The organism is Jeotgalibacillus salarius, from assembly GCF_004405125.1.
Classification (GTDB): domain Bacteria; phylum Bacillota; class Bacilli; order Bacillales; family Jeotgalibacillaceae; genus Jeotgalibacillus; species Jeotgalibacillus salarius.
The window spans coordinates 26,403-44,484 of sequence record NZ_SORX01000010.1 but is presented as its reverse complement, the minus strand read 5'-3'; the positions used below and the strand labels follow the sequence as shown (position 1 = coordinate 44,484).

The window sequence follows — 18,082 nt, the reverse complement described above, 5'->3', positions numbered from 1 at the left end:
CGCTGAATCGCAAGTCCTTTACAATTCACATCCACGCCCCCGTATACCTACTAATTATTCTTCCGCAAGAATTCGTTTTTTTGATATCCAGGTTGCGATTAAAACAAACAGGCTCATTAAGACAGAAAGGATTGCTCCGAAAAACAGGATCATCATACCCGCCAGTCCAACCCATCCGCTTGTAACTGAGAGAACCAGATTATTAATCAGCAAAGCAGATACAAAGGTTAAAACAGCTATATGGTATGGTTTGATTTTTTTCCACACTAATAGAAGCAAGAGAATGAAAAAGACTGATACAGCAGCATACATCAGTGCTTCATTGAGTGAAAAAAAGAATCGTGACTGCCCGGCATCAGGCCCTGTCCCCGGGTTCGCTGTCTCTACAAATGCGACGATTGTTAAGGCGATTCCAGCAAACAATGCAAAGCCATAGACAACCCAATTTGTTTTTGTGATATTAGCACGGGTCATGGGATATGTCCTCCTTTATATTGTGACTCATTCTAACCTGAGTTCCGTAAGTGAAATTCCATTTAATTACACCTCTACTATAGCGGTTACCCCATTAACAAGTAGAGAAACAACACCGGTGGTCATTAATATAATGGATACTACTCGATAATTCTTTTGAGTCTTTGATTTGTTCCAGGCATAATAGCCAGTTGCCAGTATAAATAAGCTTATAAGAACATTGATTAAAAATGGAATAACAACCATTGTATCCACCTGCCTCTCAGTATTTTTGATATAAGCATGAATCAGGTTTAGCTCCTTAAACTCCTTAACAGGATGCTTCTACTCTTTCATCCAGCTTTGATGATTGATCAATGGGAAGAATTGAATGGATAGAAATTGGTCAATGTTTGCTTTGTTACAAATTTGTGCCCAGAACTGAACACAATTCCCACACAAATCATTTAAGTAAACCAATAAAATTTTGTATGAATGGTTCCTGTCACAGAGTCAGTGTTTTGAATGCCCTCACTTCAATTCTCCGGCACTAAGTATTTTATAATAAGAGAAAATAATCGTGGCGAGACCAATACCTAAAAGAATTCCTCCAGCAACGATGAAATTATTAATATAGCTTTCTATAATAATGAGATACGTTGCAGTGTCTGCCCCGCCCTGTTGAAATAACCATTTATCAGCAAGCGATGTTCCGAAATTCACGCTGAAAAACAGCAATATAAAACCAGTTGCGGCTAAGATCATGCTGGAGATAATTAATCCGTTTAACCTTCCTCTTGTCATATTATTTCTCCTTCCTCTTTTTAAGAAGAATACCTGTGAATAATATAAGATAAATCAGTTTGTTTCCTGAGCTGAAACTGTCAAAGCAATTTAAAACAGAGAGGCAAACACGAAGTCATATATTAAAATGCTTCAAGCTTTACCTCCCTGTTTAATTTATTTCGATTTAAGGATTTGATCATTCACAAAAGCATTTAAAAAGAACCGTTCATTGTCGTTTGGCGCTCTGCCATTTTCCTTTTCAAAACACTCAATTGCCTCATCTAATGAAGCAGACTTTGTCGCTTTGCTCGAAGAAATAAGCTCAGCCCAGTACAGGTTTATTTCAGCTAAGTCACAAATCGACTCGTGCCCCAGCACATAATACTCAGCGTCATACTTTCGAATATCGCAAATCATTGGCATCAGTAGCGATTGCTTGTAATGAAAAAGTGAGTTGGTCGTTGTTCCGTACGCACTATCCCCTAAAAACAACACCTTATCATCGGGGATGTACACAATCGTGGCGTCATCAGTGTGCGTACTATGAATGGTCTCAAGCACACATACCTTGTTTCCCAGATCAATGGACAGCGCGTTTTCAAAAATAATATCAGGTGAAGGGATTTCAAATGAGTCTCTTTCCGGCACTTCATTTTTGATCGTCTCCATACACTGAGGACTGATTTTCCTGTCATCCACATAACGCTGAAGCGATTCATCATCAAACGAATAACTACGCCAATCCTGTATGATCTGATTGGTCAGCCGGTTGACGATTGTCATTGCTCCAAACTCCTGTGATCCTAAAAAATGATCCCAGTGCCCGTGTGTAATGACCACGTATTTGACTGGCGGTACATTCAAATCCTCGATTTCCTTTAAAAAGTCCTGTGCGTGTTGAACAGAATTTCCTGCATCAATCACAAGGCTATATCGCTCACCACACACCAATCCCAAAACTGGTCTTTCCCGCTTGTCCTCATGTGACATATAGTAAACGGACGAATTTATTTTATTTAGCATGTTCATTTCTCCTCATTCATTATTTAACTGTTACTCGAGAACAGAGAAAATCCACATGCTTTTTTATGACACGGGTTTTCTCTTCGTTATTTTTTCACCACTGGACTTACCTCCTTTAACGGAAATCATATTTTGTGAATCAGATTATTTTATGTATGCCTAATCATTTTCTGAGAGAATACATAAGCGATCGTTGCAATTAATAGGATAGCCAGAAATTGAATTACCGGAGACTGCTCAAGCACTATTCCCCCACTTGTACTCATATATCCCGTGGATAAATCAGGAACATAAAGAGCTGTTAGAACCCAGCCGGATAAGATTTGAAAGCCTATATACAATAGAGCTAAGCTTAAAATAAATACAATATACTTTTTCAAACTGTTCACTCCTTTAGGTTGTATACGCTTTCTTTATAAAAAAGTTTCATTTGATTTGACCAGGTTTCAGAGCTTAAATGATATCACGTAAAATAAAACACATAAATTACACCAGCCAGGATGATTCGATAAATCGCAAATGGGATCAGGCGAATCCGATTAATCAGCTTAAGAAAGAATTTAATAGAAATCAGTGCAAATACAAATGCGCTGATGAAGCCGATTGTAAAAAATGGCAACATATCCATCGTGAAGTATTCCCATTTACTTAAAAGGGAGATCATACTCGCACCCATCATAATCGGGATCGCCATAATAAAGGTGAAATCTGCTGCAGCCCTGTGACTAAGCCCCAACAATACACCACCAGAAATAGTTGAGCCTGACCGTGAAAACCCGGGCCATAAGGATAAGCACTGGATCAATCCAATTGTAAATGCCTGACGATATGAAATCTGATCCACTGTTTCAATCTTTACTTTCTTCCCGCTGATCAGGTCAGCAGCAATCATTAGAAAAGCCCCGATGACAAGTCCAATCAGAACAGTCTTGAGTGAAAAAAGGTGCTCATCAATATAATCCTCGAACAATAGACCAAGCACGCCGGCGGGAAGTAATCCGATGAAAACATGTGATAAACGAAGCTTATCCTGCGTCCCACGTGTATCCATATTTAATCCAAGCAGATCAGAAATTCGCTGACGAAATACAACGACCACAGCCAGTATAGAACCTAACTGAATAACTACTTTAAAAGTATTAGCAACCGGACTTCCCAAAAACTCAGATGACTTCAGCCACAAATCATCCACTACAATCATGTGACCGGTTGATGAAACCGGCGCAAATTCCGTTAATCCTTCCACAAATCCAAGCAAAAAAGCTATAAAAAGCTCCCATACACTCACTTTATGTAATCTCCTTTTGATCTTCCAATAATCTATTTTCTAAACTAAAAAGACGAAATCGTTGATGTAAAGTATCTTGAAAGGATTATTTTTATTAATAAACTAATATCCCTGATCATTTTTACTAACTGCATTTACAAGGCTCTCAATATGATTTTGATATACTAAACGTTGCTTCGGATAGGGTTCTATCCTGATTTCGAGCGTTGTTATACTTATAATTGATCCCCCACAAGTTAGTTTAAAAGGTTGCAGTAGGTTATTAAATTTATTCAACTCACCCTAAAATAGGGAAAAGAAGATCGAGTTTTTATTAGTATTCGATCTTCCTCAGTGCACGTACCATTGTAAACTCAACTTCTGTTTAATAAATGGTATTTATATTTTCTGCTCTTTTTTTCTTCTTCACACTGATCAATGCCCCCACTGCAACAATTCCAAGCAGAACAGCCCAGAAAATCAGTTTCCATTCTGACGAATGTGCGAAATCATATGGCAGGATTCCAAGATCTTTATGTGCAAGAGTAAGTACCGTAAGCTTCACACCTACCCAGCCGACAATCACAAAAGCAGTAGTTTCCAGCTGTGGATACTTTTCTAAAAGCTTGACGAATTTATGGGCGGCAAAACGCATGATGATGATTCCAAAGATCCCCCCTGCCAGCATGACGCCAAACTGACCTCCGTTGATGCCCCCAATTTCCATATTTCCCAAATGCGGCAATGTAATCGCCAGGGCAACCGCTGCCAGCATCGAATCGATCGCAAAGGCGATATCCGCCAGCTCGACTTTCAGAACAGTCATCCAGAATCCAGACTTCTTTGTCGCTTCAGGTTCAACAGAGTGTTCCTTTCCCTTCTGTTGATCATAAATATGCTTGAATGCGATAAACAATAAGTAAGCCGCTCCTAAAGCCTGTATTTGCCAAACGTCTACCAGCAACGTGATCATGAACAACGCGGCAAAACGGAATACAAATGCTCCCACCAATCCATAAAATAACGCTTTTTTCTGCTGTTCTTTCGGCAAGTGTTTAACCATGACAGCCATCACAACAGCATTATCAGCTGCAAGTAGTCCCTCCAGCGCCACCAGTACGAGCAAAACCCACAAATACTCTAATAAAATCGCTTCCATCAGTCATCCTCCTTTTTACTCAACAAAAAAAACCTCTGCCTAATAAAAGGCAAAGGTCTCGCTAAGCAAAAATTTTGCTATCACAACCGATGGCGCAAACCACGTAATGACGACTGTGAAATAGGCTTCCCTATAGCTACTCCCCTTCGACGTAAAGTCAAGGTCAATTAAGTTGTATCAACAGTATAACATTTCTAAGAAAGATATAGCTAACATTATTTTGAAAAATCACGCTAATAATATTTACGATGAAATTCTCCTGTTTTTGGAGTACGATCACCTGGCCTTCACAGATTAATGAATCATCAAAATAGCATTTATAATATAGTTTATGAATGATTCTAAGCGCCATAAAAGTGAACACGATTTTTACCTTGCTTCTTAGCTGCATATAAAGCGTCATCTGCCATCTTAATTGTTTCTTCTAAGCTAACAGCGCTTGATTCTGCCCAAAAAGCGGCTCCGATACTACAACTAACAGCGGCAGATTGGCCATTCAACCAGTAGGGTTCGCTGATTGATGAAATCATTCTCTCACCAACTCTTTTTCCCCTGACAGTCATTTCTTCTTTTGGGGAATGCAGCACGACGATGAATTCATCACCGCCTACCCTTGCGATCATTTCTTCTTCCTGTATATTTTCTTTCAGCCTGGCTGCTACTTGAACGAGTAATTGATCACCAGCCAGATGGCCTAATGTATCATTGACTGCTTTAAACCCATCCAAATCAATGTAAAAAACGATCGCTCTATCGTATTTTTGAGTGTATTTTCGTAAAAACAACTCGAGCGCATATCGATTTGCCAATCCTGTCAGTTCATCCGTGTGTGCAACTTCCTCCATTTCCTCCAAAGCCGATTCCGTTTTAGTAAGATTGGCGATCAGCTTTCTTAAAGAAGCTGACAAGGTCTCAAGTTCGGAAATCCCTTTGTAATGCGGAATCTGAACAAGTTCTCCGAATCTAAGTCTGTCAGCAGTAGTTGCCAAATTTTTAAGCGGAGAAGCTATTTTTCCGGCAAGAAGCCAACCGAGAACTGCAAAAAGCAATACGAAAGTGATTCCGGCTATTAGAAAGAAAGCCAGCAGTTCTTTGATAGGTGTAAAAGCAACTTCTATGGGTTGCCTGGCGAGAATGGTCCACTCCAGACCGGGATATTCCTTGTAACCATTTTCCAGCATATAACCCGTTACATAGTCATCACCATCCGGCCAGGTTTCAGTTATCCAACCGTGCTCACGGGTTTGCGCTAAATCAATACTTTCCAGCTCCAGCGTTTGTCCAATCATTTCATCAGGACCTAATATAATGCTGTTATCAATTTTACTAACGATAAAAAATTCAATGCTATCACGGTTTTTGACAGCATCAAGCATAGCTGCCTCTACTTCTTTCACCCACTCCCAGCTTAAGTGGGTAGCTAAGACCCCAATAAACTGATCGTTGTAATCATAAATAGGGGTACTAATATCAACGAATTTCATTGCTTCTCCTGTCGGATTTGGCAATAGGTCGGCGAGAAGGACCGCTTCATGTACGTCTCCTATAAATGGATTCTCCAATGCTTCTGTATAAACTGGACGAGCGGAAATGTCGGCACCTTTCAGTATAGAATCAGTAGCTGCCAATACTGTGCCATTCTGATCTGTAAAGCCGATCCAGGAGAAAGAAGGAATAGTTGACTGCAATTGATTAAACAAATATTCAATTTCTTCACCACTATCCGGCTGTCTGATGGCGGGCAAACTGCTTAATAAAATTGTTTCGCCATACCTGGACCACATATATTGGTTGAGGTTATTCTCCATCATATAAGCTGTGTCGCTAAGCGAATTTCCGATTTCCGTTTCCATTTGATTAATTGAACGCTGACCATAAACGATGCTGAAAATAAGGATTAACAGAATAGTGGTAATGGCAAATATAATGGCTAATCGTGCTTGAAGACTTAAAGAAAAGTTCATTGTTCTTCCTCCGAAACTCTAAATGGAACAAATAATTATCATATTGAATTCTCAAATTACTGCTAATAAGTTAAATGAATTCCTGAGTAAAAATTGTTTTCAAACTTCATACTGTAAACAGACAATCCCAGTTTCTTCGATTAAGCAAGTTAGATCTCGCGGTGAACATACTGAGGATTTTTCCACAAATCAATTAACAGAATCCTACTCAGAGAAACAGACATTCCTATTATCAACTTTTAAAAGAGTGGTAAATTTACTCTTCATTTATTTATCGTTCTAAAAAGATAGCACTTTAATAAATTTGTGTAAATTGTCTTAGAACAACTTGCCTTACGTACGAAAATATTGTTTTTCAGTTCTTCGGCCATAGATTTCCTAATAACAATTAACCTGCTTCTGCATAGAATGTCGGAAAAGTTTTGAGTACAAAAAGATATTTTTTATTTTTAAGGAAATAAAAAAAGCACCTCCTGGATTGAATCAGTGGCGCTTCCTATCTCCCATAGTTATGAATTGTGTAAAACATTAGACAGTCATCATTGTTCTTTTAACATCGAATACTTTTGATAAGCTTTATAATAACTTCTGCCAAACAAAATAACCAAAATCAATGGCAGCAGCTTCAACAGAACAAACGGTGATTCAAATAAAAATGCTTTCCAGAATAATGAACCTTCCATCCCCCAAAGTCCTTCATGATATAAGCCTGAATCGCTATAAAGCAGAAAAGAAAAAACCAAACACATCGTACCCAGCCAAAATGAATAAGTCATTAACCTTTTGTAGTAGTTACCCGTGGACTCGCGATCTGAGAAAATTTCATTTTGACCATCAGCTTCTTTTTGCCAATACCTGACTCCACTCATCCATGATCCGCTCATATAGTTCCATCCGAAATCTTCATAGGTTGCTTTGTATCCTTCAAGCTTTTGCTTTGATAAACGATCCTGATAATCAATCCGCATCACATAGTTCCTGTCAGTTTTCTCAAAGATGTAGAACCCGGACGAGCTTATATTCGTGCAACGATAACCTTTTTGCAGCTGCTCGTTCAGCCACTGTTCTTCTTTCTCAACATCAAAAAAGATTCTAAATTTTTTCATTTGCTTCACTTCCCTCATACAAAGATATGATATGCAAAAGTCTCTCCTGTTCAGCTTTTAAAACAGCGCTTCCTTCTTCAGTGATTTGATAAATCCTTCTCCGTCCTTCACTTCCAACCGGTTCAATCCAGCCGTGCTTATTCAGATTTTCAATCGCACCGTACAACGTACCCGCCGCTAAAATCACATCGCCATGACTCATCTTTTCTATCTCCTGCATAACCGCATAACCATGGCGCGGCTCACGCAGAGCTAACAAAATATAATGCATCGTCTCAGACAACGGTAATAATTTATGCTTCATATTCTCATCCTTTATTCAGTCTGACTATATAGTTGAACTTAATAAACACATTAATACAGTTGAACTGAATAGTCAATTGAAATTTTATATTTATTGAAAGTGAATATGAGTGATACATTCATAAACAACCTCACACAATTCATTCTGATTATTTAAACAAGTAAAATTGTATTCAAAACAGGGACAATAACTTCAACCAGAGATTACTTTTCAAATACTAAAGAATCATTGTCAGCAAATGCTTTTAAATCTGTAAAACCTATTAATTCCGGACCTGTTACAAAAAATAAAAACGCTTTACTGCTTTCAGAGACAATCGCTTCTGAATCAATACGCCGGTTATAAACTGCTTGTGCGTAAGCTGTGTTTTCATCAGGAGCATACCCTACTAAAACACTGAACTGCTTATCCGTTTCAAGTCCACCCATTGCTGTCATCGTTGAAATTTCATGATCATTGAACACTTTGTTATAACCGACTTCTTCTATTCTCCAGGAAGAATCCTGCTCTGACATAATGGCAAAGCCCATATATAAGTCGTCAGATTCATCACTGGAAAACGAGAAGCTCATCCCTTTATAATTTGCATCTTCTATATTGTTATTATCGATCATCTGTGAAGTTTTCAAATCTACTATGCCCGTCATTTCTTTTTCTATCATACTTCTAATCCCATCCGGTAAGTCTTTCTCATTAAACAATTTATTATCAGTGCTAACTTCCTCAGAGCTCAGTAAAGTTACTTGAGTTTCATCATTTTGATCAGTAGTAACACCCTCATCAGACTTTTCATTGTCAGAACATGCGGACAGTGTTACTAAAGCTAAAATGATGGTTATCCCTTTCTTCATATTCTCAGCTCCTTTCATGTTAAGTTATCTATCTTTTAATGAAGATCCATCTATTATCAAAATTAGTATTTTTGACTAATCAAGACTTTTTCTTAACAAACTCTTCTGCTATCCCCAAGATTAAAAGGAATATGCCCAGGATTAACGAAGCAATTGAGAGGTAATAAGGAAGAGGAATTTCTTCAGTCATGGACCTGGCAACAGTAACAAGTGTCGGTGGACTGCTGACCCCCTGAGCATTAACCATAATAGCTCCCGTAATATAATAACCAATATAAAGTATGGCAGCAGTCATGATTAAAATTGCGCCGCTTATTGTTTTACCCATTTAAAATCTCTCCTTTTCTCTTTGATTTAAACCAATTCAATGCCCTGTCAACGGATACATCACACTCTCATTAAGCGTCTCATTCAGTAAAGTGACTTCCATCGCATGAAAATCCAAGGCAGCAAGCTGCATAGCATTTGCGAACACAATCTGGTCAGCTTCAGTGACAATCTTCTCATCCATCGTATATTGAACAGTTGCAACATCATCCTCAAGTGTAGCCTTAATCACCTCAAACCCCTCTACAATAGCTGAAGCGTAAAACGCATCCTCACTCTTCACTGACTTCATCGCTTCTATCGTTTCCGGAAAGGTTAAAGGTTCTCCATTCTCATTTTCAACCGGTTCCTCCAACACCCCGCCCGGGAGGAATAATGTCTGTTCTAACTCTTTATTGTAAATGGTGTAATAGCCGCGCGTGAGACCTCTTTCATCTTCAATCAGGATCGGCGCATCAACATTCCTTTCAGCTACGATGATGCTTTCCTCACCATCCGGATTCAAGAATGACACTTCCTCAATCCCATATAGATCACTGATGCCAGTCAGCGAGTCATAAAACATACTCGATTGTGCAGAGGTAGTAGAGAGAAGATTCCCATCTTCAGTAAAATTGACCGTCAGCTGCGGCCACTCTACAGTCATTTCTGTAAAAGAGCTGAGAATCTCCTGTTCTGATGGATCGTTTTCGAAAAGGGACGACACCAGCCTTTCTTCAGCTGATGTGTTCTGTTCATCGCCACGCCTAATGGTGAATGCTGTGAGAAATTCGATGCCCGCATTATATGTATGAGAATCGATAAAGTATTGAGGAACCTCCTGGGTTTCTTCATACTTATCTGATTGCTTACCGGCAGCTTCGCTTGGATCATCCTGCATGTCCTCATGATTACTTTCTTCTGTATCCGGCGCTGTGTCATCTGTCTCTACTTCATTTTGAGCCTGTTGATCAGCCGGTTCAATATCCTGCTCCGTTGTGTTGTCTTCACTAGACTGACAACTTACGAGCAAAAGAGCGATAGAAGCCATCCCAACTGCATTGACTATTTTCCTCAATCCGAGAACCTCCCTTTTTTATCCATGTACCCTCTACGTTAGGAAATAAAAGTTTTCCAGACATTCTCTTAAAAAAGAGGATTTTTATTTGATTCATGCAGAAAAAATGAAAGTGACGCACAACCTGAACCATTCACTGATCGAATGGTGCAGGTTGTGCGTCACCATTTGTTGGAGCGCTAAAAAGGAATTTCTCCTATGAAAAATGGAACAAAAACCCCAGCAGTGGATGCAACGAAAATGACCCAAAATGTTTTTGAGGTTAATCTTTCCTTCAATAATTGACTTTCTTTTGATACATAAGAGAGTACGATTGTATATAATCCAAAAAGCATAAAAGATAAACCAAACCATACCACCCAAACATTGCCTATAAATCTTATTCCAGCACCTTCATAAACATTTTTTAGTACAATATCAGTTAATAAAAACCCAACAACTAAAAATAAAATAATTTCAATTACAGTAACTAAATACATTTTCCATATTGCCATCTCTCTACCCCCAAAAGAATAGCCAAATTCAGTAATTAAACCTGTATCAGAAACAACTCTCACACAATTCATTTGAATGATGACAATCACATCAAATTGTGTGGCAATTGAGTCTGTCACATGGTCAGTATTTATTCTTCTTTCATGCTCACAGTGTAGTGCATCATACTTTTCGGAATGCCTTTAATCTCAAATATACCGCTATATACCAGACATCTAACCCTGTACTCTAAAAACATATCGCTGACAACATCATCAATACGCCCTAATGCTTCTCCAATGATCCTTGCTGCTTTGACAAACCCGTCTCCCTGATCGTCTGTCATATTCGCAGCAATAGATAAGATCAATGAATCATAGTAGTTCTCATTAACAGCTTGAACCTGCTGATTCTTCCAGATCCTTAAAGTACCACCCATGTCTGATAGCGATTCCCATTCCTGCTCGTAACGTCTTCTTTCCACTTCTGTTAAAGGTCTTGCTGCATTTCCAAGATACATCCGCTGTAGTTTTTCAGGTTCAACTCCGCCAGTATGCGGGTGAAATTCCTGGAACGTTTCAGTGTTATATAATTTTTTGAAAGCGATAGTAGTGTTGATAATAGAAACAACATTTTCTTTTTCACGGATCAAATACAGAAAGTAGCGGATACCCGTCTGTTCATCCGCATTTTCACCACTCCACAAAACAATCGGAACTTCTCGAGGAATAGCTTCAATTTCTTTTAAAGCTTTGGCTAACCTCTTTTCATATTCCTTTTCAAAATAATCATCCTGCCCATTTAAATGGTCTCTTAGCCACTCCAAACGCTGCCGCTGACCACTCTTTTGGTCAAGGTGCCTAACAGGTCCGTCTCCAAAAAAGTCCGGAAAGCCAATGACTTTCTGATGACGATCAAGCCCGACTTTCAGCGAACCGGCCGGTGATTCACCGCAGACAAGATGAACCGTTTGATAAGGTCTTTCCACACGCATATCCTCATTACAGGCCATACGAAGAACCTCCTGCTGCCAATGAACCAGCTCATCGATCATCTTCTCACTCTCTTCACGCGCACCGTGGATCATCCGGACGTGAATCATTGTCTGCAGAAGCACACTCTTTGCATCCTCCTCTGATAAATAGTCAATCGCATCTTTTAAATCATCAATCACGCATGTCACACTCCCTCTGTTAAGTAAAATACAATGATTCTACAGCCCTCTAAATAATGTGTCAGCAATAAACTTTAACGAATTGCTAATTTGAATCATTTCATAGGCTATGAGCGACAAAACAAACAGTAATACAATGCCCCCTATGTATATCATTCTCTTATCAAGTTTATTCACGGTAGACCTCCTGATCTCGAAGCGTACTAGTTGTTAATATTCTATCACAATGTCCAAAATATGGTTTTTTTAAAAGAATTCTGACGTTACCTTTTTCAAAAAACAAACAATAATTTTGGAAATATATTTAAATTAATTGTGTTTAAAGGTCCAAGCGTTTAAAATAAAAATAAATCTAAATATTCAGTTAATATAAACTACATAGTAGTCAAAAAGTTCAGCTTTGTGAACAAGATAGGAACGAATTTTTATAGAAAGCTATTCCCCCATTACAAACCAAAGGAGGTTTACACATGGAAAACTTGTTCATGGTGCTGTTTCTTGTATCGATGTTGGCGTTTATTGTCGGTTTGATTAAGCCTGACCTTGTATTACGGTGGATGCCAAAAGGCGGTAGAAGCAGAAAGAAAGTTTTGCTGTATTTTGGTTCCTCAATCGTTATATTTTTTATTTTATTCGGTGTAACGGCTGAACCTGTTGAAGATGATGTCGCTGATATTGAACAGACTGCAGTCGGGGAAGAAACAGAACAAGTAGTTGAAGAAAACGAGACTAGTCAAGGAGAGGAAGCGCCCGAAGAAGATGATAAGGAAGTAAAAGAAGAAGCAGAAAGACAGGCCGAGGAGGAAGCGGAGAAACTGGCGGCAGAAGAAGAGGAACGAAAAGCGGAAGAAGAGAAGCTAGCAGCTGAAGAAGCTGAGCGTGCGGCGGAAGAAGCAGAAAAGCTGGCAGCAGAGGAAGCGGAGCGGAAAGCACAAGAAGAAGCAGAAAAACTGGCGGCTGAAGAAGCTGGAACGGTATCTCAGCAGCAAGCGGTACAAATGGCAGAAAGTTATTTGAGCTATACTGCATTTTCAAAAAGCGGACTCATTGAACAATTGGAATTTGAAGGCTTTGAACATGCGGATACCACGTATGCAGTAGAGAACATCAGCGTTGACTGGACAGAACAGGCCGTAAAATCAGCTGAAAATTATTTGGACTATACTGCATTTTCAAAGAGCGGATTAGTCGAACAACTGGAATTTGAAGGATTCAGCACAGAAGATGCTTCTTATGCCGTAGAGAATATCACTGTCGATTGGAGAGAACAGGCCGTAAAATCGGCAGAGAATTACCTTGATTTCTCATCCTTTTCAAGAGCAGGTCTGATCGACCAGTTGGTGTTTGAAGGGTATAGCGTTGAGGATGCTACGTATGCGGTGGATGCTGTAGGGCTTTGATGTAAAAATACGGGGATGTAAATGCCAAACCATTCGTGTAGAATGATTTGTATTTAACATCCACGTATTTTTTAATTCTCTATATTAGCCAATAAAATTGTGTGGGAATTGGGTCTGTCACAGGGGTATTATTGATATCCGAACAGCTTCTTCCCAGTTCAATCATTGTCCAATTTCTATCGCAACATTATGTCTTGCACTATCCTGATTCGTCCAGGTAATCACAGTGCCCGGCGCGACAGAAATATCCTCACTGAATTCATAGTCTGCAATATCCAATTCGATATTACCCTCTATTTCTGCACCTTCTTCAACCGTAACGGTCATTTTCATCACAGGGTGCGGATCGCAGTGAATATTGTAAACCCCTGCATCCTGAAATGTGAAAGTAGTTGTTTCACCTTGTGCTAAGAGTGGTGAAGCCACATCTTCTGTCACTACATTTTCTTCTTCAGTCCCGTTCGCGCTTTCCGTATCTTCCGTTGTTTCTTCCTGGTTCATTTCCTGGTCACTGTCTTCTTCTGTTTCTTCAGTAGCTTCTTCATGATCCATCTCTTGTTCATGCTCTGTTTCTGTCTCTTCTGTTGCTTCTTCTTCGTTTGTCACAGTATCTTCTGCAGTTTCAGTTGTCTCTGTATCACCATCGGACATGTCTTCCGGTTCAGAGGAATCATTAGAATTACACCCTACGAGCAATACCGTGAAAACCAACAATAAAAATAAAGGAAAGAACAACCGCTTTTGCTGCTTCTTCATATTTCCCACCCTTTCTAGGTTGTGTTAACAAGTAAACGAAGAGTAAGCGAAAAAAGATCAGTTTATATGTTAATATTTCAGAAATTTTGTTTCTATAGCTTTTCATTCTTCTATTTTCAGCATGATAATATGCCATACTGTTGTTAGTTATCTATTTTATATATGAATTTACGATGAAAGATCAGAAGATTGCTGTGCTGAATATCACTACAGCAGGTGAATCATAAAAGTCTGCAGAACTTTCCCGGGAGATGATGAAAAAATGGCCGCACAATTAAAAGATATTTATACGAAAGATTTTTTATTGGATTTCAGTCAAAAAGTACAATCGGTATACCCTGCTTTTCATCAAGCAGACTTTATTAATTCGATCATGGATGACACGTGGGACGAGCTGGCACTCAAGGCTCGCACCCGCAGAATATCAAAGAAGCTGGGTGAGTTTTTGCCAGACAAGTATGAAGATGCGTTAGACGTATTGTTTAACATTGCGGATGATTGTGTGGGGTTTCCCTATCTTTTTTTCCCGGATTTTGTAGCGGTGTATGGACAGGCAGAAGAGCATTGGGACCTTTCTATGAGCGCACTTGAAAACTTCACGCAGAAATCATCTGCTGAGTTTGCCATCAGACCGTTTTTACTGCGTGATCCTGATAAAGTCATGAATCAAATGGCAATATGGGCAAAGCATCCCAACGAGCACGTGCGGCGATTGGCCAGTGAAGGCTGCCGCCCACGCCTTCCATGGGGTGAGGCGCTGCCCGTATTCAAGAAGGATCCGGTACCTGTTTTGTCTGTTTTAGAGATCCTTAGAGAAGATGCTTCGTTATATGTACGTAAAAGTGTCGCCAATAACCTGAATGACATCTCAAAGGATCACCCTGACCTCGTACTTGAAACCGCACGCGGGTGGGCAGGTGAAAATCCCGATACAGACTGGATCATCAGACACGGCTGTCGCACATTAATCAAACACGCAAATCCTGAAGCGATGGCATTATTCGGCTATGCAATGGAAATGACCCTCACCACCCATGCTTCAATCTCAGCACAGCCTGACGTATTGAACATAGGTGAGAAATGCGAGCTCCACTATCAGGTGAATATCCGACAAGGTGAACCAGTCTACATTCGTATCGAATATGCGATCGACTTTATCAAAGCAAAAGGACAGACAAGCCGCAAGTCATTTCTCTTATCTAATAAAACAGTATCCGGCGGTGCACATCTTACAGGAACACGGACACACAACTGGTCAGATCTGACCACTCGCCGCCACTATTCAGGCGAGCATCGAATTGTACTTCTGGTTAATGGGCAGGAGGTTGCTGATACTGTGGTGAGCTTGGGGTGAATAACCTTCTATTACGTTCCCAGTTCTGAAAACACTTCCGATACGATTGATTTGAATTATAAAAACGTTCAAATTGAGTGAAATTTTGTAAACAGATTTTTTACTAATGAAAAGCAAAAGACGGCGGCTATGCTTTATTTCAGCTCATAGCCACCGTCCTTTTTGTCTTTATGTTTTGAACCATCAATCACAATTGGAATATTAAGGACTTCAGAAATCTTTAAGAGTGTCAGCGAGGTCGGGTGAGTGAGTCCGCCTTCAATTCTTGCAATCGTGGACTTTGCGACACCTATTGCATCAGCAAGCCCCTGCTGACTGATTTTTTGGTGATGTCTTGCCTCAATGATTTGTCCTGAGATACTTGCAAAGTACTCAACCTTCTTCACTTCATCCTGACCGATAATATCAGCGAGACGTTTTGAAAAGTCGTGGTTCATATGATTCACCCTTTCAGTGATCAATTTAATAAGGTGGATGTAAGAAACAATAGGGTTCATACGTTTTTTCAGCCGGCACAATATCTTCTCTCACAATATTTCCGTTGTATTGCTTATCAAAATAATGAAGCAGCACAACTTCCTTATAGTTGTGAACGGTATATAAGATCCTATGATTCCCGGTGCTGCGATATTTCATTCCCCACCTATATAATTCATCTAATTGAGTATTGAATATGATTGGTTTCACAACCGGAGGATGAACATCTTCTTCAGATTGCTCATTGAATTCTTCAGGAAACGGATATTCTTCAAGCCTTTTCTTAAAAAAATAGTACAACTTTGCAAGATCAATCCAGACCTTATCTCGAGGATGCCCAGTTCTAGCAGCCTGTTCAGCTTTCTTTATAATAAAAGTGTTTCAAATTCAAAAACAGAGCCATGATTACTGGCCAACACAACTTCATAGTTCATAACGGGGACCTCTCGAAGAGTAGTAATTAACGTCGATGGTAGCATATATGCTACCAAAAGTAAATGACTTTAGAGAACCTTACCGCTCTGGACATAAGGTTTGCCTTCTGTCATATAAACAGGTCGTTTGCTCCCCGACCTGAAAACAATTCCCACACAATTCATTTGAGTTATATCATCAAAATGTACATATATCAAAAAATCCTGATGAGCATATTCACTATCTCATCAGGATTTTTATAATTATTCTACAGCAACACTCTTTGCAAGATATCCCATTAAACGCTTCTCATACCTGTCCATTAACGGGCACCATAATCATGTACTTACACAGACAAAATATAAGTGTTTTTGTCTAATTGTTAAAACCTTTGTCGATACTATATCTATATTCTAAAATAGTTATTATACTATCAATTATGTGAAAATAATATAATAGTTAGGAGGCGTCATACAGTGAATCATGATAATCTTGAAAAAATAGTTTTGAAGAGAATTGATGAAATGAGAAAAGAAATGTTCCTAACGGCAAATCATCATGGGGTAGGCAGTACACAAACGCTTAAATGCAGCCAGAAACTAGATAGGCTGATTAATATACATCTTAGATACTTTTCTAATGCAGCGGCCTAGTAGTCTAAATACTAACAGCTAAGAAAATAGTCTCTCAGAGAGTAAGGAATAGATCACCTGTCGGGAAAGCTCATTTGGATTGGGAAAAAACTTTTTCAATGTGTTACTAATATTGATTAAAAAATTTCCAGCGTCTATCCTCATTGCCTCACATCTCATAGATGCTCTTTTTAATGCTGATCCGGAGCACCGCTAGATTAGCGACATCATCAACCTTGATGTAAAAACTCTTCAAGAAATTCTTAACGTTAGCGTATAGAATCCAAAAGCTTTCTTCCTCAAGCAGCTCTTTTTGTTTTTCTAGCTCTACATGAATAACCTGTATCATGTTTTCAATAACCTCATGTTTCAATAACCTATTCAACATTTCCATCATTGGCACCAACAGTCGTTCATCTTCATCATGAACATAAACAGTATGAGCAACAAATACCTTGTTCCAAAGCGCAATTAGAAGCTCTTCATATATGTCCTCTGTGATATTTTTATTCTTCACAAGTTCATCAAAAGCATCAGCAACATGAGCAACACTATGAGCCCACCCTTTGCCTGGAACGAACCCCCTCACATCATTTTCAAGGTTAATATAATCAATCAGTTTATCTTTTATTTCTAAAATCCTTTCGGATGATAAAAAGCCCTCTTCATTGTCTCTATATAAAATAAGCGTGATTAATAATGTCGTAAATGCTCTGGTGAAAACGGTATCTGATCCGGATTCTCCTATACCTTTAAAGAGCATATTATCACCCAGGCACAACTCCAAAAGTTCGGTTAACAGCTGTTGATCCAACTGTTTATCTAAGGTCAATTTGCAAAAGGTGCCATAGATTAAACTGTCTCGTAATTCACTGTCGATCGAACCAATGTGTTCTATCATTGATTTAACGTAAATGTATTCTTTCTCCTTCTCCCAGGGTGCTCCTCCCTCTTGTATATCTTTTAAGACTTTCTTTAACTCTGATGCTTCTAAAGGAACAGCGTAAGATAACGATGCCATAGTTTTTCTCCTCAGTAATTTTGACTATGTTTTTATATTAACATTAAATCCCATAATCCAAGTATACCTCAAAACAATTACCC

General features: G+C 39.1%; 21 protein-coding genes. 3 read left to right on the top strand and 18 right to left on the bottom strand.

Going from position 1 to position 18,082, the window contains the following annotated elements:
- Positions 1–54: 54 nt before the first annotated feature.
- The 14 genes from E2626_RS14365 to E2626_RS14300 all read right to left on the bottom strand — a co-directional run bounded on the left by E2626_RS14365 (position 55) and on the right by E2626_RS14300 (position 11,945).
- Positions 55–474 (bottom strand): hypothetical protein, encoded by a 420-nt coding sequence (locus tag E2626_RS14365; RefSeq protein ID WP_134382478.1) that lies wholly within the window; start codon positions 472–474, stop codon positions 55–57.
- Positions 475–984: 510 nt separating this feature from the next.
- A complete protein-coding gene (locus tag E2626_RS14360) occupies positions 985–1,257 on the bottom strand; it encodes a hypothetical protein (protein WP_134382477.1) in 273 nt (90 codons plus the stop codon).
- A 156-nt stretch (positions 1,258–1,413) separates the two neighbouring features.
- Complete coding sequence (locus E2626_RS14355) at positions 1,414–2,262, bottom strand: MBL fold metallo-hydrolase (protein WP_134382476.1); 849 nt, start codon at positions 2,260–2,262, stop codon at positions 1,414–1,416.
- A gap of 149 nt (positions 2,263–2,411) precedes the next feature.
- Positions 2,412–2,642 carry a hypothetical protein gene (locus E2626_RS14350; RefSeq protein ID WP_134382475.1) on the bottom strand — a complete coding sequence of 77 codons (231 nt, stop codon included), beginning with the start codon at positions 2,640–2,642 and terminating at the stop codon, positions 2,412–2,414.
- A gap of 83 nt (positions 2,643–2,725) precedes the next feature.
- A complete protein-coding gene (locus E2626_RS14345; RefSeq protein WP_134382474.1) occupies positions 2,726–3,550 on the bottom strand; it encodes an undecaprenyl-diphosphate phosphatase in 825 nt (274 codons plus the stop codon).
- A 364-nt stretch (positions 3,551–3,914) separates the two neighbouring features.
- Positions 3,915–4,688, bottom strand: coding sequence for a TerC family protein (locus tag E2626_RS14340; RefSeq protein ID WP_134382473.1), 774 nt, complete (start codon positions 4,686–4,688; stop codon positions 3,915–3,917).
- 341 nt (positions 4,689–5,029) lie between these two features.
- Positions 5,030–6,652 carry a sensor domain-containing diguanylate cyclase gene (locus E2626_RS14335; protein WP_134382472.1) on the bottom strand — a complete coding sequence of 541 codons (1,623 nt, stop codon included), beginning with the start codon at positions 6,650–6,652 and terminating at the stop codon, positions 5,030–5,032.
- A gap of 539 nt (positions 6,653–7,191) precedes the next feature.
- Entirely contained in the window at positions 7,192–7,758 is a 567-nt protein-coding gene (locus E2626_RS14330) for a DUF2812 domain-containing protein (protein ID WP_134382471.1), read from the bottom strand.
- Complete coding sequence (locus E2626_RS14325; protein ID WP_134382470.1) at positions 7,745–8,062, bottom strand: PadR family transcriptional regulator; 318 nt, start codon at positions 8,060–8,062, stop codon at positions 7,745–7,747. The genes E2626_RS14330 and E2626_RS14325 overlap by 14 nt, the downstream gene beginning before the upstream one ends.
- 203 nt (positions 8,063–8,265) lie before the next feature.
- Complete coding sequence (locus tag E2626_RS14320) at positions 8,266–8,913, bottom strand: hypothetical protein (RefSeq protein WP_134382469.1); 648 nt, start codon at positions 8,911–8,913, stop codon at positions 8,266–8,268.
- A gap of 79 nt (positions 8,914–8,992) precedes the next feature.
- On the bottom strand, positions 8,993–9,241 hold the full coding sequence (locus E2626_RS14315) for a hypothetical protein (RefSeq protein WP_134382468.1): 249 nt from the start codon (positions 9,239–9,241) through the stop codon (positions 8,993–8,995).
- 36 nt (positions 9,242–9,277) lie between these two features.
- Positions 9,278–10,297, bottom strand: coding sequence for a hypothetical protein (locus E2626_RS14310; RefSeq protein WP_134382467.1), 1,020 nt, complete (start codon positions 10,295–10,297; stop codon positions 9,278–9,280).
- Between the two features lie 179 nt (positions 10,298–10,476).
- Complete coding sequence (locus E2626_RS14305) at positions 10,477–10,791, bottom strand: hypothetical protein (RefSeq protein ID WP_134382546.1); 315 nt, start codon at positions 10,789–10,791, stop codon at positions 10,477–10,479.
- Positions 10,792–10,922: 131 nt separating this feature from the next.
- On the bottom strand, positions 10,923–11,945 hold the full coding sequence (locus E2626_RS14300) for a DUF1835 domain-containing protein (RefSeq protein WP_244094345.1): 1,023 nt from the start codon (positions 11,943–11,945) through the stop codon (positions 10,923–10,925).
- Between the two features lie 470 nt (positions 11,946–12,415).
- On the opposite strand from E2626_RS14300, the gene E2626_RS14295 reads away from it, so the two are divergent.
- On the top strand, positions 12,416–13,345 hold the full coding sequence (locus E2626_RS14295; RefSeq protein ID WP_134382466.1) for an Ltp family lipoprotein: 930 nt from the start codon (positions 12,416–12,418) through the stop codon (positions 13,343–13,345).
- Positions 13,346–13,507: 162 nt separating this feature from the next.
- Here the strand turns inward: E2626_RS14295 and E2626_RS14290 are convergent, their stop codons facing one another.
- Positions 13,508–14,101, bottom strand: coding sequence for a plastocyanin/azurin family copper-binding protein (locus tag E2626_RS14290; protein WP_244094343.1), 594 nt, complete (start codon positions 14,099–14,101; stop codon positions 13,508–13,510).
- Positions 14,102–14,363: 262 nt separating this feature from the next.
- Here E2626_RS14290 and E2626_RS14285 point away from each other — a divergent pair, with 262 nt between their 5' ends.
- A complete protein-coding gene (locus tag E2626_RS14285; RefSeq protein ID WP_134382465.1) occupies positions 14,364–15,455 on the top strand; it encodes a DNA alkylation repair protein in 1,092 nt (363 codons plus the stop codon).
- 134 nt (positions 15,456–15,589) lie between these two features.
- Here E2626_RS14285 and E2626_RS14280 read toward each other — a convergent pair whose 3' ends face one another.
- Together E2626_RS14280 and E2626_RS14275 are read right to left on the bottom strand one after the other, a co-directional pair.
- A complete protein-coding gene (locus tag E2626_RS14280; protein ID WP_134382464.1) occupies positions 15,590–15,892 on the bottom strand; it encodes a helix-turn-helix domain-containing protein in 303 nt (100 codons plus the stop codon).
- A 25-nt stretch (positions 15,893–15,917) separates the two neighbouring features.
- Positions 15,918–16,232: a hypothetical protein gene (locus tag E2626_RS14275; RefSeq protein ID WP_134382463.1), complete on the bottom strand. Its 315-nt coding sequence runs from the start codon at positions 16,230–16,232 to the stop codon at positions 15,918–15,920.
- Between the two features lie 590 nt (positions 16,233–16,822).
- On the opposite strand from E2626_RS14275, the gene E2626_RS17565 reads away from it, so the two are divergent.
- A complete protein-coding gene (locus tag E2626_RS17565) occupies positions 16,823–16,999 on the top strand; it encodes an aspartyl-phosphate phosphatase Spo0E family protein (protein ID WP_134382462.1) in 177 nt (58 codons plus the stop codon).
- A 148-nt stretch (positions 17,000–17,147) separates the two neighbouring features.
- On the opposite strand, the gene E2626_RS14265 is transcribed toward E2626_RS17565, so the two are convergent.
- Positions 17,148–17,999, bottom strand: coding sequence for a DUF2785 domain-containing protein (locus E2626_RS14265; RefSeq protein WP_134382461.1), 852 nt, complete (start codon positions 17,997–17,999; stop codon positions 17,148–17,150).
- Positions 18,000–18,082: the final 83 nt, after the last annotated feature.

Excerpts from the sequence above, each read along its gene's own strand:
- E2626_RS14360 (WP_134382477.1), bottom strand. The coding sequence starts at position 1,257 with ATGACAAGAGGAAGGTTAAACGGATTAATTATCTCCAGCATGATCTTA.
- E2626_RS14315 (WP_134382468.1), bottom strand. The coding sequence starts at position 9,241 with ATGGGTAAAACAATAAGCGGCGCAATTTTAATCATGACTGCTGCCATA.
- E2626_RS14335 (WP_134382472.1), bottom strand. The coding sequence starts at position 6,652 with ATGAACTTTTCTTTAAGTCTTCAAGCACGATTAGCCATTATATTTGCC.
- E2626_RS14355 (WP_134382476.1), bottom strand. The coding sequence starts at position 2,262 with ATGCTAAATAAAATAAATTCGTCCGTTTACTATATGTCACATGAGGAC.
- E2626_RS14280 (WP_134382464.1), bottom strand. The coding sequence starts at position 15,892 with ATGAACCACGACTTTTCAAAACGTCTCGCTGATATTATCGGTCAGGAT.
- E2626_RS14320 (WP_134382469.1), bottom strand. The coding sequence starts at position 8,913 with ATGAAGAAAGGGATAACCATCATTTTAGCTTTAGTAACACTGTCCGCA.
- E2626_RS14265 (WP_134382461.1), bottom strand. The coding sequence starts at position 17,999 with ATGGCATCGTTATCTTACGCTGTTCCTTTAGAAGCATCAGAGTTAAAG.
- E2626_RS14325 (WP_134382470.1), bottom strand. The coding sequence starts at position 8,062 with ATGAAGCATAAATTATTACCGTTGTCTGAGACGATGCATTATATTTTG.
- E2626_RS14340 (WP_134382473.1), bottom strand. The coding sequence starts at position 4,688 with ATGGAAGCGATTTTATTAGAGTATTTGTGGGTTTTGCTCGTACTGGTG.
- E2626_RS14295 (WP_134382466.1), top strand. The coding sequence starts at position 12,416 with ATGGAAAACTTGTTCATGGTGCTGTTTCTTGTATCGATGTTGGCGTTT.
- E2626_RS14290 (WP_244094343.1), bottom strand. The coding sequence starts at position 14,101 with ATGAAGAAGCAGCAAAAGCGGTTGTTCTTTCCTTTATTTTTATTGTTG.
- E2626_RS14365 (WP_134382478.1), bottom strand. The coding sequence starts at position 474 with ATGACCCGTGCTAATATCACAAAAACAAATTGGGTTGTCTATGGCTTT.
- E2626_RS14285 (WP_134382465.1), top strand. The coding sequence starts at position 14,364 with ATGGCCGCACAATTAAAAGATATTTATACGAAAGATTTTTTATTGGAT.
- E2626_RS14330 (WP_134382471.1), bottom strand. The coding sequence starts at position 7,758 with ATGAAAAAATTTAGAATCTTTTTTGATGTTGAGAAAGAAGAACAGTGG.
- E2626_RS14305 (WP_134382546.1), bottom strand. The coding sequence starts at position 10,791 with ATGGCAATATGGAAAATGTATTTAGTTACTGTAATTGAAATTATTTTA.